10 protein-coding genes are annotated in these 14,859 nt (G+C 55.5%); 1 reads left to right on the forward strand and 9 read right to left on the reverse strand.

The window, feature by feature from the left end:
* Positions 1–147 precede the first annotated feature (147 nt).
* Positions 148–3,303: a TonB-dependent receptor gene (locus P1X16_RS25435; RefSeq protein WP_277235028.1), complete on the reverse strand. Its 3,156-nt coding sequence runs from the start codon at positions 3,301–3,303 to the stop codon at positions 148–150.
* A 1,929-nt stretch (positions 3,304–5,232) separates the two neighbouring features.
* Here P1X16_RS25435 and P1X16_RS25440 point away from each other — a divergent pair.
* A complete protein-coding gene (locus P1X16_RS25440) occupies positions 5,233–5,547 on the forward strand; it encodes a hypothetical protein (RefSeq protein ID WP_277235031.1) in 315 nt (104 codons plus the stop codon).
* A gap of 121 nt (positions 5,548–5,668) precedes the next feature.
* Here the strand turns inward: P1X16_RS25440 and P1X16_RS25445 are convergent, their stop codons facing one another.
* The 8 genes from P1X16_RS25445 to P1X16_RS25480 form a co-directional block, all read right to left on the reverse strand.
* On the reverse strand, positions 5,669–6,001 hold the full coding sequence (locus tag P1X16_RS25445; protein ID WP_277235033.1) for a four-helix bundle copper-binding protein: 333 nt from the start codon (positions 5,999–6,001) through the stop codon (positions 5,669–5,671).
* Between the two features lie 74 nt (positions 6,002–6,075).
* A complete protein-coding gene (locus P1X16_RS25450; RefSeq protein ID WP_277235035.1) occupies positions 6,076–6,318 on the reverse strand; it encodes a hypothetical protein in 243 nt (80 codons plus the stop codon).
* 89 nt (positions 6,319–6,407) lie between these two features.
* The gene (locus P1X16_RS25455; RefSeq protein WP_277235038.1) at positions 6,408–7,769 is read right to left on the reverse strand and encodes an ATP-binding protein; all 1,362 of its coding nucleotides are present in this window, start codon (positions 7,767–7,769) and stop codon (positions 6,408–6,410) included.
* Positions 7,770–7,782: 13 nt separating this feature from the next.
* Positions 7,783–8,460 carry a response regulator transcription factor gene (locus P1X16_RS25460; RefSeq protein ID WP_277235039.1) on the reverse strand — a complete coding sequence of 226 codons (678 nt, stop codon included), beginning with the start codon at positions 8,458–8,460 and terminating at the stop codon, positions 7,783–7,785.
* A gap of 165 nt (positions 8,461–8,625) precedes the next feature.
* Complete coding sequence (locus tag P1X16_RS25465) at positions 8,626–9,240, reverse strand: sigma-70 family RNA polymerase sigma factor (protein ID WP_277235040.1); 615 nt, start codon at positions 9,238–9,240, stop codon at positions 8,626–8,628.
* A gap of 489 nt (positions 9,241–9,729) precedes the next feature.
* Positions 9,730–11,277: an arylsulfatase gene (locus P1X16_RS25470; RefSeq protein WP_277235042.1), complete on the reverse strand. Its 1,548-nt coding sequence runs from the start codon at positions 11,275–11,277 to the stop codon at positions 9,730–9,732.
* Between the two features lie 614 nt (positions 11,278–11,891).
* Positions 11,892–12,770: an SDR family oxidoreductase gene (locus P1X16_RS25475; RefSeq protein ID WP_277235043.1), complete on the reverse strand. Its 879-nt coding sequence runs from the start codon at positions 12,768–12,770 to the stop codon at positions 11,892–11,894.
* Positions 12,771–12,857: 87 nt separating this feature from the next.
* Positions 12,858–14,678, reverse strand: coding sequence for a glycoside hydrolase family 15 protein (locus tag P1X16_RS25480; RefSeq protein ID WP_277235045.1), 1,821 nt, complete (start codon positions 14,676–14,678; stop codon positions 12,858–12,860).
* Between the last annotated feature and the right edge of the window lie 181 nt (positions 14,679–14,859).

The following is a 14,859-nucleotide window of genomic DNA, read 5'->3' on the forward strand; positions in this document are numbered from 1 at the left end:
CTGGGCAACCTGGGTACCGCCTCCCAAGTGGCAAAGGCGGTGTCATTTCGAGTGGAGCGAGGAATCTGAGCTTACTGCTCCAGCTTTACAATCCAGATGCCTCTTTCCACTTGATGCGCGGAATGTTGGCATGACAGCGGCCTAGGCTTAGAAGCCCACGTTCACGCCTAGGGTGAAGGTGCGGCCCTGCGGAATAGAGTTTTTGTCCACGCCGGGCGTCGTGTTGGTGTTGCCGTTCGAGGAGATTTCCGGGTCGGTGCCGCTGTACTTGGTCAGGATGAAGGCGTTGAACACCTGCGTATACACCCTAACCGAGCTGATACCCGATTTGCCGAATAGCTCTTTCGGCACCGTGTAGCCGAGCGCCGCGGACTGCAGACGCAGGAAGTCGGCCTTCTCGGCGTTTTCCGAAATCGGAAACGAGGAGCCATTGGACAGCAAGTCGCCGTACACGACGCGTGGAATGTCGGTTACCTGGCCTTCCGTGGTCCAGCGGTCCAGCACTTCGGTGGTGTTGTTCCAGAAGCGTTGGTCGCGCCAGGTGCCCTTGGTACCGTTCATCACGTAGTTGCCGCCGGAGTAAGTGAAGTTGATGCCGAGGTCGAAGTTGCCGTACTTGAAGGTGTTGTTGAAGCCGCCGTACCAAGTAGGCAACGCATTGCCGAGTAGCTGGTAGTCGCTCACGCTGATGGCCGCTGCGGGCGAACCATCCAAGTACGTCCAGCGGCTCTGTCCCGAGGCCACGGCGTGGCTGTACTGCACTTTCTCGCCGGCTTTGTTGATGAATATCCGCTGGCCGTTGGCGGGGTTCACCCCATCGGTTTTGGCCCCGTACAAGCTGCCCACCGAGTAGCCGACGCGCGTGATGTTGGTGGTTTCGGCCGTGGCGCTGGTAGTGCCCACAATCTCGGTTCCCTCACCAAATAAGGCCGTTACCTTGTTTTGGTTGGTGGTGTAGTTGAAGTTGGTATTCCAAGTGAACTTGCCCGCATTGAGCACGCTGGCGTTGATGCCCAACTCGAAGCCGCGGTTGTACATCGAGCCCACGTTCATCAGAATAGCGTTGCTGGGAATCCCTTTCGAGGGCGACTGTGGCACGTTCAAGATCAGGCCGTCCACATTGTTGCGGTAATAGGTCATGTCGAGCCGGATCCGCTCGTTGAACAAGCCTAAATCGGCGCCTACGTTGGTTTGCTTGCTGGTTTCCCAGCCTAGGTCGGGGTTGCCGCCCTGGCTGAATGTCCAGGTGGGCACCGAGCCATACAGTGCCGAGTTGTACAAGGACAACGAGCCGTACGAGTTCGACAAGTTGCCGTTGCCAACCTTGCCCCAGCTGGCCCGCAGCTTCACGTTGGTGAGCACCGCGGCCAGCGGCGAGTTCTGGTAGAACTGTTCTTCTCCCAACGACCAGCCACCCGACACGCCCCCGAAGTTGCCGTATTTCTTGCCCGCGCCCAGAGCCGAGTTGCCGTCGCGCCGGAAGTTCACGGTCAGAAAATACCGCTTGTCGAAGTCGTAGGTAACGCGTGAGAACACCGAGGCGAAAGCGCGCTCGTTCAGCGAGTTATTGGCCGGCACGATGCTGCCGTAGCTGCCCTGAAACTCGTCGAAGAAATTGTCGGACAGAATGGAGCGGGTAGCGCCCCACGACGAGTTATTGAACTTCTGCACGTCGTAGCCGGCCAGCAAGGTTACGCTGTGCTTGGTTGTGGGCAGCGGCAGCTGGTAAGTGAGCGTGTGCGTCAGGTTCCAGTTGTCGATCAGCAAGCTGCTGTTGGTGGCGTTGCCGCTCGGGTAGCCGGGACCGTGCAGTCCAGCCTGGAATGTCTCATTCTCGATTTTCAGCCTATCGATGCCGTAGCTCAGGCGGTAGGCCAGGCCTTTCAGCGGCGTGAAATCTGCCGCGAAATTGCTGATAATCCGGTCGTTCTCCGAGGTGTACTTGTTGAGGTCGAGCAGCGGCACCGGGTTGTAGAAGTTGCTGGATACCGTGTTATTGCCCATGCCCAAGGTGTTGGCCGTGCTTAGGTTGTAGCTGCCATCGGGGTTGATGGCGTACACGTTGGGCGCCGACAGCCAAGCCAAGCGGGCCGACCCTACCAACCCGAAGGCGTTGCCTTCCAACGAACCGGTGTTGGGCGAGGCGTTGAGGCTGTTGTTGTAGTTGGCATTGCCCGACAAGCTCAACCACGGCGTCAGCTTGTGGCTCAGGTTGAAGCGCACCCCTTTGCGGGTGAACTCATTGGTTTTGAGGATGCCTTTCTGGTCACTGTAGTTGGTGGAGAAGTAGTATTTGGTGCTTTCCGAGCCCCCGCCCACGCTAAGGCTATGGTTTTGCGAAAAGCCAGTTTGGTACACTTCATCGTACCAATTGGTGTCTACCAAGGAGCCATCTTCGTTGTATGTCGGGAAGAAGGAAGCCGACGGTACGCTGGCGTTGTTGGCGTTGCCCGAAAGGATTTTCGAGTTGAGTACGGCCTCGTTTTTGATGAGCATAAACTGCTCGGCGTTAAGCATTTTGGGCAGGCGCACAGCCTGCGTCAGACCAGCCCAACCTTCGTATGTCACGCGGGGTTTACCTGCCTTGCCACTCTTCGTGGTCACCAAAATCACACCGGCAGCAGCCCGGGAGCCATAAATAGCCGTGGAAGCCGCATCCTTCAGCACGTCAATGCTCTCGATATCAGCTGGGTTTATGTCGCCGAGCGGGTTATTGGCCACGGTAGTACTCCCCGACGCGTTGCCCGTATTAATCGGAATTCCGTCCACAACCACCAGCGGGTACGAACTAAGCGAAATCGAGTTGATGCCCCGAATCCGGATAACGGGGGCATTGTTGAGCACCCCGTTGGGCTGGCCGATGCTCACACCAGTAGCCTTGCCGGCTAGTCCCTGGTCGAAGCTTTGCACAGGCATATCTTTTACAGCATCGCCGGACACGCGCGCTGCCGAACCCGTAAATTCTGCCTTTGTTTGGGTGCCGTAGCCCACCACCACTACCTCATCGAGGGCTTTGGCATCGGCACCCATGGCTACGGTCACCGAGGACCGCCCGGCTAGTGGTACTTCTTGCGATTTGTAGCCTAAGAATGAAAAAACCAGCACACTGTTTGGCTCGCCTTCCAAGGTGAAGGTGCCATCCATGGCAGTAGCGCCGCCGCGTGTAGTGCCCTTAATAAGCACCGTTACGCCGGGCAGAGGCGAGCCATTTGCTTCTGTTACTTTGCCAGTGATTTTTTGGCTTTGCGCGCTAGTTTGTGCTGCGTAGAGCAGTGTCGGCAAGGCTAGTAAAAGTTTTTTCATGCTTGGGGTATGTTGGTGAGAGCATCATATTCAAGCAACTCCAGGCTGTATTGCTGGCGCTAGAGCGCAGGTCGATTCAGAGCAGCTTTGGCTGCCAGGGCGTAAAACTTCACTGGAAAAAGCTCAACAGAGCCGGCGCGGAGTTACCGCAACTTTAGAGAGGGAGTAGCTGCTTTTGTGGCGTAGGAAGGCTTATCACGCATTTTTGGGTGCGAAGAACCAAGTGAGGTAGTGGGAATACCTCTAAATCCAACAAGGGGGCAGAGCAGGCCGGGAAACATCCCGGCAGGGCGTAAAATCAATTGAGGCAGTGGGCGTGCCTCACCAACAGCTTTGGTAGCGACCAATAGCTGCTTAACGCGCGGATCCGAGTGTTACCTAGGATAAGGTCACTGTGTTTCTGAAAGGCTGACTTCAGAAACATGACCTATGACAATGGTAAAAAGCATTTGCTGTTATTGCAAATCTTTCATAAATTTTATTTATTCTTTATAAACTCAATAACACAACACCTGTTCTGCTGCGAACTCTACCGATAATCGATTGCCTTAACTGTTGGTACCGCTAAGTGCAATTAGTAGTATTACTGTTTTATTATATATGATATAAACTAGAACAATTGGCCTATCTTAAAACAAATATTGTACTATTCTCATCGTATCACTAAGGCTTATATGCATAAGCGCCCTAACAAAAACCGCTTGTTTATGCTCTGAACAAACTAATTAGCACCGATGAAGGGAGAAAAGTGCAATCGGTTGCGCTCATGTATATGAGCGCAACAGTAGCCTACCTATTTTTAGTTGGTGATGCTAAACGAGCTTCTTCCTGCTGCAAAGTTCGGTGATCAAGTGCTGCACAATAAAGCAGGTTACTGGCTCAATCTGACCTATTACCTACTTCTAGCAAACAAGCTTCTTCCCCTATAAGAAAGCCGAACAAGGTTATAGCCGCTATAGCAGCTTGAATTTTATTGGCCGAGAAGAGTCGACGCGCTTAAGCAGTTTAAGGCTAATGCAGTTCTACGTTACAAATGATAGGCCTGCTAAATTACAGCAACCCTTAATCTTCACTCTGCAACACGTAACGTAGTCCGTCACAAGTTGGAATGCCGCTTCAAACTTACTTGATAAGCTGAACAGCTGGCACGGCAGCGCACGATGGAACGCCTTAAAGCAGTTCTTTCAGGAAGAACTCGTGCTCTGCTATTTTACTACAGAACTTGAGCCCTACTAGCTCCATCGTAGGTACTGCTGAATGCTTTGCAAACTCTCGATAACAACGTCCCCCAAGTGGTGGCGTTTCGATTTTGCGTCCGCGGTATCTCCCGAAACTGGCTGCGTATTTTGCGGGTAACAACGGCGGCACTTTGAGCATCTAGACCTGTAGCTTGTAGCAAGGTTTGCACCTGTTTGTTGGACTTGCCTTGCCGCATTAATTGCCCTACTTTATCGTATAGCTGCTGTAAACTGTGCTGGTGAAGCGACGGACTATTATGTTCCATAATCTTGATCAAGAAAAAGAGCAACGAGCATAACGCGCTGTTACTGAAGCTTTATAGTACAATCAACACGTAATTGTTTTGTATTGTACGGCTTTCCTGATTTTATGGATGACCTTAATCTTTATTCAGTTAAAGTTTGGGTAATTGGTTGAACACCTCTTTTAATGCTGCAAACGGCCGAAAAATTCTTGACCTCGGGATGCAACATCTGCTTTAGCCGGAGGCTACATCAATGCCCATGTTGCTGCTCCTGATAGCTTGAAAAGCAATAATAGCTTTTTAATTTCCATTCTATCCGCTTGTGGTAGCGCCCTTATCTTGATAGCACCCGACATAGTAAGGTAGGCTGAATTACTCGATAGATTATAGTCGAGATAATCTACCTTGAGTGCTATGAAAAAAATAGTGCTTTTAATGATTGCTGGTTGGCCTGGAACAGCACGCTAGCAGTAACCGCACCTGAAGATCCAACTGTGGTAGTGGTGCGGGTGCTGGAAAGAACCAGTTCGATCCTAGTTGTTATTGCACGCGGCACAGCCACGCCCGAAACGGTTGAATTTGCCAACGGCTCCTCCGACAAACGCGCTATTCCTGCGGCTATCGGCTACCAGCTTTTTATCAGTAAACTGTACGAGCAAGGCTATACCCTACAAAGCACAATCAGCGGCGGCGGAAAAGGCGGAGTGGACAACGACATCCTCTACAGCACCCTCATTTTCATTAAGTCCCCAAAACCATAATTCATAAACCATCCTTCTCATGAATAGGCCACTCGTTGGCACATACTCTCCATGCTGCCACACACTGCTAGTTGTAACTCACCTACTACCTTCATCATAGCAGGGCTACTGCTTTGAGGGCCTAGTGGTAGGCGGTTCGGCACGCATCTTCGGCGCGGCGGCACGCTTGCTCACCCTGCCGGCACGTTGCTACAATGGCTGCGTGCCGGGCCTGCTCGTCGGCACACGTGCGACACAGCTCGGCGCACTCGCGCAGTACGTAAATCAAGTGTTCTGAATCACGCACTACAAAGGCTGCAGTGAGTTGGCACAGGTCGGCGCAGTCGAGGCTCAACCGGGCGGCGCGGCTTAGTTGGTTGTCGTCGGGTTGCTGGGCTACGAGGCGGTTGGTTTGTTGACAGGCCGTAACACAGGCTTGCAGGGTGGCAAGAATGTATTCTTGACGCGGAAGCATGAAGAAATAAGAATAGATAATTCAGCTAAACGGAAACGTGGTTTGGCGAGGCTTCCGAAGGAAACCATCGGGGGCTACGGCACGAGCGTATCGGACGAGGTGCTGGCCGTGGGGCGGCTGGCTTGCTGACACGCTTCGAGGGCTGCCCGGGCCTGGGCCAATTCCAGTTCCGTCACCGAAACGGGCAGGCCCGCTTCTAATTCGTAATTCAGGGGACGGGCGTCGAGCTGGCGCAGGCAATACACGTTCAGGCCCACTGACAACAGCAGCGCCCCTAGCAACAAGCCCAGCAGCAACCGGCTTCGAAATTCCTGCATAACAACTCTTTACACTAGTAAACGGTGCAAAGGAGGCGGCCCCGCATTAGAACAACATGAGGCGCACATTAGAAAACATTAGAAGCCCCTCAGGCGCCCGGCAGCACGAGGGTGGCCGTGGTTCCCTGGCCCGGCGCCGATACCAACGTGAGCGAGCCGCCGTGCCGCTCCGCTATTTTCTGCGTCACGGTTAGGCCCAAACCGTAGCCGGGAGCGTGGCGCGCATTCTCGGCTCGGTATAGGGCGTTGGTTACCCGCGGCAGTTCGGTTGGGGCAATGCCGATGCCGGTGTCTTGCACCGTCACCACCAGCTTGGGTCCTTGGTAGCCCAGACATACGTGCACCACTTGGCTGCTGTACTTGCAGGCATTGTCGAGCAGGTTGAGCAGGGCCGTGGTCAGCAGTTGCTCGTTGCCAAGCACCCGGAACGGGTCGTCGTCGGTAGCAGGTAGCTCCCCGAACGTTAGCTGCACGTGATGGTGGGGGTACTTGCGCTGGCAATAGCTTAGCGCCTGGGTGAGGCAATCGTCTAGCCGCACGATGTCGCGCCGGAACGAGGCATCCTCGGCTTTGGCTAGCGCTAGCAGGGCATTGGTTAGCCCAATCAAGTGCTTAAGCTCTTCCACCGCGGAGGCCGTGCTCGCCTTGGCCTCCGCTAAGTCAGTGTCGTAGGCGAAAGAGGTTTCTAGGGTGCCGAGCGCCGTGGCCAGGGGGGTACGCAACTCGTGGGAGGCGTGGCTGAGAAAGTTCTTCTGCATCTCGAATGCCTGCTCTACCCGGGTCAGCATTTGGTTGAAGGTGACGGCCAGCTGGGCTATTTCGTCGGTGCCATTGCCCTCATCGACCCGTAAACTCAGGCGGCCCGCCGTGATGCGTTCCACCTGCTTGACCACCCGCTCCATGGGCTTCAACGACTCATCGGCAAAGTACCAGCCCGCCAGAATGATGAGCACCAACGCCCCGGCGTTGCCCACCAGCAATATCAGCCGCAGCTTATCGAGCTGCAGCAAGCCGAACTGGTCGCGGCCCGCGGCAAAGATGCGGTACTGCCGCCCCCTGTACTCGTGCGTGAGGCCCACCACTTCCAGCTCGCCATCGGTGAATTGAACGGGCTTGCCCACCTCTACTTGCGGCAGGTAATACGAATTCTGGCGTTGGCTCAAGCTGTCGTCGCTGGTGTAAATCAGGTGCCCATCTGGGTCGTAGATGCTGATTTGCTCGTCGAGAATGGTAAGCAAGTCGCGGCGGCGAAAGGTACGCAGCGCTTCTTCGTTGGACTGCGGCTGGCGCAGCAGCAGGCGGGCCGTCATGGTGCCTTTGCCGGCTAGGCGCTGGCTGAAGCGCTGCTCGCGGGTGGCCGCGTGGAAGTAGTAGATAAACGCGGAAAAGCAAAGCTGAATGGCAAGCACCAGCAAGGTAAAACGCAGTATAAGCTTGTTGCGAATCAGCATGCCAATCCAGCCATTACCCTTCGCGCAGCACGTAGCCCATGCCTACCACCGTATGAATGAGCTTCGTGTCGTAACCTTTGTCGAGCTTTTTGCGCAGGTAGCTCACGTACACGTCGATGACGTTGGTGTTAGTATCGAAGTTGAGTTCCCACACCTTTTCGGCAATGTCGACACGTGAAATCACCCGGCCGCGGTTTAAAAGCAGATACTCCAGTAGCGTGTATTCCTTGGTGGTTAGGTCGATGCGCTGGCCGGCGCGGGTCACTACTTTTGTTTCCAGGTTCAGCTCCAAGTCGGCTAGGCGTAACACGCGGCGGACGGTGGCGTCTTCGTTGTGCCGCCGCGTTAAGACCCGCGCCCGCAGCAGTAACTCCTTGAACTCGAAGGGCTTCACCAGATAATCGTCGGTGCCGGCCTCGAAACCCGCTACTTTGTCGTCGAGGCTGTCGAGGGCGGTGAGCAGCAGAACAGGTTGGTGGGGATCTTGCTGCCGGATCTGCCGGCACAGTTCGAAGCCGTTGATATAAGGCAGATTCACGTCGAGCACCACCAAGTCGTAGCGGTTCTGCTGCAGCAGCGACTGGCCCATGCGCCCGTCGTAGGCCACTTCCAGTTCGTAGCCTTCGTTTTCAAAGCCTTTCTTGACGAAAGAAGCCAGCTTGGGTTCGTCTTCGACTAACAGTATCTTCATCAGAGCAGAATATTTCCGGCGGGGCAAACGCTGCCTTCCGAGTTGCTGGCCCCCAAGGCAAAGGTACCAAGATACCCGGTGCACAACGGCAAAAGACTAGAGGCAGCCGGCGTTGGGGCTGGTTCCTCTAGTCTTGGGGTGTTGTTAACAAAAAATGAGAACAGCTTAAATAGCGGCCCGGCTGTTTTGGAGCAAGGCGCGGAGCATAACCCGGGCCCGGAACAACCGCGCCTTCACCGTGCCTACGGGCAGCTTCAGCTCGGTTGCCATTTCCAGGTAGCTCAACTGCTGAAAGTAACGCAAGCGCACCGGACGGGCGTACTTCAGTGGCAGGACGTTGGTTAGCTTATGCATCAGGTCGATGCGCTGCTGCCGGATAAACGCTTCCTGCGGATTAGGTGCCGGGTCGCGCACTTGCAGAGGTAAGTTTTCTTCGTCGCTTTGGGTCAAGGACTGCATCGGCAGTTTTTGGCGCCGAATGAAATCGATGCTGTGGTTGGTAGCAATCCGAAACAGCCAGGTGCTGAAAGCAAAATCGGGGCGGTAATTGGCTAAGTATTTAAAGGCCTTCGTGAAAACCTCCAGGGTTAGGTCTTCAGCATCGTCGGTGTTGCCCACAATCTTGAGCACCACATACGACACGGGCTTGCGGTAAGTATCCAGTAAAGCAGCATATGCTTTCGCGTCGCCGGCAAGCGCGGCGTCAATCAACGCCATGTCCTGTTGAGAACGAAGAGATAAGACATGAGGAGCTGGGTGGGCTGGGGCATCAGAAACCATGAAAGGGTAAGGAAAGGTGGAATAAGGAACAGGAGAGAAATAACCTAAGGCTTGTGTTTGGCAAGCGCCAGTAACGCGCTGATTGGCAACCAGAAGCAACAGCACCAACCCAACGATGCAACAAAAGAGCACCTGCAGCATTAAAGCCACATGAGTTGCACATTAGAAAACATTAAAATTTTCTTCCCTACGTCACACTTTCGCCCTCATTTCAACCTGCTTTATCGGCCTCCTTCCCAACCGAACGCTAGGCCCATTACCTGCCAACTTCTTCTAACAGCACGCCGAGGATACTCTTACTCGTAGCAGCTTGATAATCATACCAATACTGCTTCCACGGCATGCGAATACGCCCTCATTGGGTTGCTGTGCTGCGCGAGCATAAGCAGACAAGCCACATAGCTTGCTTATCGGTAAGCTATGTGGCTTGTTAACTTCTAGTATTGAGCAGGCATGCCGCCACGTTTCATGGCGCAACCGATTCTGCTGCTATTCTCCTTTGCCTTTGGCTAACTGCCCGAAGGGAATCACGCCGACCCGGGCGGCCCATTTATCGTAAAGGGCTGTCAGCTCCTGCACCTTCTGAGGGTTTTGGGCGCTCAAATCGTTTAGCTCCGAGCGGTCCACGTCTGTATCGTATAGCTGCCACTTGTTAGCAGGAAAATCGGAGACCAGCTTCCACTTGCCTTGGCGCACGGCGCGGTTGCCTTCGTGCTCGAAAAACAACGCCTCGTGCCCCGCCCAAGATTTGCCTTTCAGCACCGGCACCAAGCTGATGCCTTCGGTGGGCGTAATAGGGTTGTTTTTAAACGTTTTCGGGTAGGGCACGCCGGCCAATTCCAGGCAGGTCGCCATCAGGTCGACGAGGTGGCCGGGCTGGGCCACAGAGCGGCCGGGCTGCACGATGCCGGGGCCGTAAGCAATGAAAGGGGTGGCCGTACCGCCTTCGTACTCCCAGTGCTTGAAAAGGCGGAAGGGCGAGTTGCTGACTGAGGCCCCCGAAAATTCATAGGACGTAAACGAGGTAGGGTCGCTGGCCGGCTTGCGGCTGGCTTCCAAAATCTCTGGTCGGAAGCCAGGGCCCTTGATGCTCTCATTGCTGCCGCCGTTATCGGATAGGAACATAATCACCGTGTTCTGGTCTTGGCCTAGCTCCCGCAGCGTCTGGCGCAACCGCCCAATGTTTTGGTCCATCCGGTCTATCATGGCGGCGTAAACGGCCATCTTGGTGTCCCACTGCTCTTTCTCTTCTTGGCTCAGCGTTTCCCAGGCGGGCACGTTCGAGTCGCGGGGAGAAAGGCGGGTGCTGGCGTTGAGGATGCCGAGCTGCTTCAAGCGCTGGAAACGCTCTTCGCGCAGCTTGTCCCAACCCGCCATGTACTTGCCTTTGTATTTGGCAATATCCTCGGGCAGGGCGTGCAAGGGCCAGTGTGGGGCCTGGTACGCCATGTACAGAAAGAACGGCTTCCCTGAAGGCTTGCTGTCTTTCAGGAACTTGATGGCGTAGTCGGTGTAGGCATCCGTGGAGTAGTAGCCGGGGCCGGGCGTGTAGGGCTTGCCATCGAGGGTGATGGTAAGCTTTTGGTTGGGGCGGTACGGGCGGTTTTCGAAGTAGCTGTTGGCGCCGTCAATCAAACCGAAGTAGTGGTCAAAGCCGCGCTGGGTGGGCCAATGCTCGGGAGCCTGCCCTACATGCCACTTGCCGCCCATAAACGTGTTGTAGCCGCCGCCTTTCAGAGCTTCGGCAATCGTGACGCAGTTGTTGTTTAGGTAGCCCTGGTAGGCAGGCTGGGGGCGCGTATTCATCATATCCCCTACCCCCGCCTGATGTTGGTAGAGGCCGGTCAGCAGCGAGGCCCGGCTCGGACAGCAGCGCGACGCATTATAGAACTGCGTCATTTTCAGTCCTTCGCGCGCCATGGCATCCAGGTTCGGCGTCTGCGTGGTCGAGCCAAAGCAGCCGATGTCGGCGTAGCCCATATCATCGGCTAGAATGATGATGACGTTGGGCTGCTTTGGTTGAGGGCGAGCCGGCATAAGGCTCAGGAACAGCCCGGCCAGTGGTAATAGGATCAGCAAACTTCCTTTCTTACGCCTCATCTGTCTTGCTTTTTTCTGCGTGAACACTGCAGTGGTCAAGCTCGCAAAAGCAAAACTGGCCCGCAACCTGTACCTACCTGTCCGAGGGCGGGCCGCGCCTACTTCTCCTCCATCTGTATGCCCCAGGGGTAAGTTGCACTTGCTGATTGGCAATGGAGTGCAAAGACACGACACTAACCTACGACGACCTTCAGTTCCATCTTAAGGTTAAACTACCGGTTCAATAGGCAATTTTCACAGTGTCGGAAGCTGTAGCGCGAAGCCTTTGCTTCGCGCATCGTAGAACTAGCAGGACCATATCGTCGCAACAATTGTCGTTCAACGATGCGCGAAGCAAAGGCTTCGCGCTACAGCCAATAAAGCAACCTCAGCAACGACGAGACCCAATATGTTACGCTTCTACACACTACGGCATTCTACTAGATATAACACTTCTAGACACCTGTTTACGACAACAAAAAAGGCTCATTGTGGCCAGCAAAGGACACCTACTTTAGATGTTCTTTGCTGGCCACAATGAGCCTTGTTACAGCTTGCTTGAGTTGGTTAACTCAGCCGCCTTTCGGCATGCCGCCTGTTACTTCCAGCAAGCTACCGGTTGAGTAGCTACCATCCTGGGAAGCAAAGTACACGTAGGCGGGAGCCAGTTCTTCTGGCTGGCCGGGGCGGCCCAGCATGGTTTCGTCACCGAATTTTTTCAGGTCTTCTTTCAGCATGGTACCCGGAATGAGCGGCGTCCAGATGGGGCCCGGCAGCACGGCATTCACCCGGATTTTCTTTTCGCCCAGATAAGCAGCTAAGCTCTTAGTGAAGATGTGAATAGCGGCCTTCGTGGAAGCGTAGTCAATCTGGTGCTTGTTGCCGACAATGCCGGCAATGCTGCCCGTATTGATGATAGAGTCGCCCTCGTTCATGTACGGCAGCACCGACTGCGCCATGAAGATGTACCCCTTGATGTTGGTATCGAAGGTGCGGTGGATGTTTTCCTCGGGGATTGTTTCGAAACTTTCGTATCCTTGCTGGTAGGCCGCATTATTCACCAGGATGTTGATAGCCCCTAGCTCGGCGTTGGTTCGGCGGGCAGCCTCGCGGCAGGCTTCGCCCGAACGCACATCGGCTTGAATGGCCAGGAACTTGCGTCCCTGCGCTTCCACGGCTTTGCCTACCACGGCGGCATCTTCGGCATTGGTTTGATAGACTACGGCAATATCTGCGCCCTCCATAGCGAAGGCAAGGGCCACGGCCCGCCCGATGCCTGAGTCGCCGCCCGTAATCAGGGCTACTTTCCCCTTGAGCTTGCCGGCGGGCAGGTAGCTCGACATATCCCAATCGGGCTGCTCTTTCATGTCCGCCTCGCTCGTGGGATACGGCATCGGCTTGGGGTTGATTTCGCTATTGGTTGGCCGTGGTTCGTTTTGGTCGGTTGTCATAGGTTTGGAAGGCTTGTTTAGAGAAAGAATACGGGGAACCCACCGAGCTGGCTGGCAAACCCCAAAAGTTGTTGCGTTACACTTCTGCTACTTCTGGCGGGGCTGCGCGCTAGCCTCTGCTACGCCTCGAGCTTCGTCGGTCGAGGGCGGCCGACTGGCGTGCACGCGGCTGTCGTGGCCGGCTTGCTCTTGCTTGAGGCCATTTACGGCACAGATAAACGACGAGTGCACGAAAGTCTGAGGAAAGTTGCCGAGCATCTGCGCCCCACTATCCACGCCAGCTTCCTCCGCGAAAAAGCCTAGGTCGTTCTGGTAGCGCAGCACGGCATCCAAAATCTGACGGGCTTTGTCGAGGTTGCCGGCTACGGCATAGTAATGCGCCATCCAGCAGGTGCCCGCTAGAAAAGCGCCTTCTTGGTGCGAATCAAATTCTTCGAGCCGGCGCCAGTACAAGTTGTCGCGGCTCCAGTGCTGCTCAATTTCGCGAATGGTAGCCAGCATTTCCGGGCTGTCGGGGGCGCAATACGTCCAAAGTGGGAACTGCACCGCCGTGATGTCCACTTCCTGCGAACCCGCATACACGGCATACGCCCCGGATTCGGTTAGGCAATGCTGGTCGACAAAAGTTCTAATCTCGTCGGCGGCTTGCCGCCACCGCTCTGCTTGCTCAAGGGTGTCAGCATAGTCGGCAATAAACTGTAAGCCCCGAGCGGCCAACACTTTCGATGACGTGTACGGTTTGGTAGCGCCTTCTTCCCAGATGCCGTTGTCGTCGCGCGCCCAGTTCTCGGCCAGAAAATCGGCCACTTGCGCTACCATCTCCCACTCCTTTTTCTCGCCGAACCGGTCGTACAGCAGTTTGGCGGCCAGCAGCACGTTGGCATGGGCGTCGAGCTGCAACTGGTGGGTAGCAGTGTTGCCTACCAATACGGGCTGGCTGTGCTCGTAGCCGGCCAGGGCTAGTTCGCGGGGACTGATTGGCTTCGTTTTGTCGACGGCATAGAAGGGCGTGAGTTGCACCTGCTGGTTTTCGCGGCGAGCGTGGGCCAGAAACTCGATAAAGCTTTTCTCGGGCTGCCCCACGGCATCAAGCTGGAGTAGCGCACTCACAATGAGGCTCACGTCGCGCATCCACACGTAGCGGTAGTCGTAGTTGCGCTGCCCGCCGGGCACTTCCGGCAACGACGTAGTAGCCGCCGCAATAATGCCGCCCGTCTCTTGATAGGTCAGCTGCTGCACAGCCCGAATCGAGTCAAGCACCGGCTGCTCGTAAGGCCCTTCGTAGGGCAACAAGGCCGCCAGCTTGCGCCAACCTTGCAGCGTGTGCTGCCGTGAAGCAACCAAGCGCGCCTCCGAAAGCTCGGGCACAACCGCTCCCGTTTCCGTCAACACCGCCCATCCCGACTCGCCCGCAGGCACCGTAAATACCAGCGTGTCCGCAACTTGCCGTACTGGGTGGGAAGCCTTGAGCCACAGCCCTAGCTCAGGAAAGTGCACGGTAGTATCCGTGGGTCCCAACTCGGCCGCAGTAGCATGAAGCCCGTATTCCGGGCGGAGCCGGAGCGTTACGGTGAGCGGAGCCGGCGCCACCGAAAACTGTCGGCACAACCCAGTGAAATTCTCATCGAGCGGCATCCAGTCTGTTATGCGGAAAGGCTGGCCAGCAACCGTAAACTCGGTGGTTAGAATGCTGCTCCGCTCGATGTACGCACGGCCCACAAACTGCTGGTCGGCTCCGGCAACCGACCAGTAGCCGCCTTGCTCGGCATCGAGCAGCAACGACAAGACGGCGCTGCTATCAAAGCGCTGCGGACAGTACCAACAAAGGGTACCTTGCTCGTCTAGTAAAGCGCACGTATGCCGGTCACTGACAACGGCCAGCGCGTGAATAGCGGGTTGTTTTATCATGGTTTCTGCTAGTCCAGCGGCGTAGTGCACATAAGTACCAACGGCCGCTAGCTAAGCAGTACGTACACTCGATGCAGTAGGCTGTGCTAAGCACAGCCTATCGTGCCACCCAAGAGCTTGACCTACCGGATTTCGCCTGCTATTCCACTAGCCCATATAACTTACTCCACTTGGTAAGTTG

It is taken from the genome of Hymenobacter sp. YC55 (assembly GCF_029433095.1).
Classification (GTDB): domain Bacteria; phylum Bacteroidota; class Bacteroidia; order Cytophagales; family Hymenobacteraceae; genus Hymenobacter.

What these genes read in the sequence shown, in the direction of transcription:
- P1X16_RS25460 (WP_277235039.1), bottom strand. Translation starts at nt 8,460, where the DNA reads ATGAAGATACTGTTAGTCGAAGACGAACCCAAGCTGGCTTCTTTCGTC.
- P1X16_RS25470 (WP_277235042.1), bottom strand. Translation starts at nt 11,277, where the DNA reads ATGCCGGCTCGCCCTCAACCAAAGCAGCCCAACGTCATCATCATTCTA.
- P1X16_RS25450 (WP_277235035.1), bottom strand. Translation starts at nt 6,318, where the DNA reads ATGCAGGAATTTCGAAGCCGGTTGCTGCTGGGCTTGTTGCTAGGGGCG.
- P1X16_RS25475 (WP_277235043.1), bottom strand. Translation starts at nt 12,770, where the DNA reads ATGACAACCGACCAAAACGAACCACGGCCAACCAATAGCGAAATCAAC.
- P1X16_RS25445 (WP_277235033.1), bottom strand. Translation starts at nt 6,001, where the DNA reads ATGCTTCCGCGTCAAGAATACATTCTTGCCACCCTGCAAGCCTGTGTT.
- P1X16_RS25480 (WP_277235045.1), bottom strand. Translation starts at nt 14,678, where the DNA reads ATGATAAAACAACCCGCTATTCACGCGCTGGCCGTTGTCAGTGACCGG.
- P1X16_RS25435 (WP_277235028.1), bottom strand. Translation starts at nt 3,303, where the DNA reads ATGAAAAAACTTTTACTAGCCTTGCCGACACTGCTCTACGCAGCACAA.
- P1X16_RS25455 (WP_277235038.1), bottom strand. Translation starts at nt 7,769, where the DNA reads ATGCTGATTCGCAACAAGCTTATACTGCGTTTTACCTTGCTGGTGCTT.
- P1X16_RS25465 (WP_277235040.1), bottom strand. Translation starts at nt 9,240, where the DNA reads ATGGTTTCTGATGCCCCAGCCCACCCAGCTCCTCATGTCTTATCTCTT.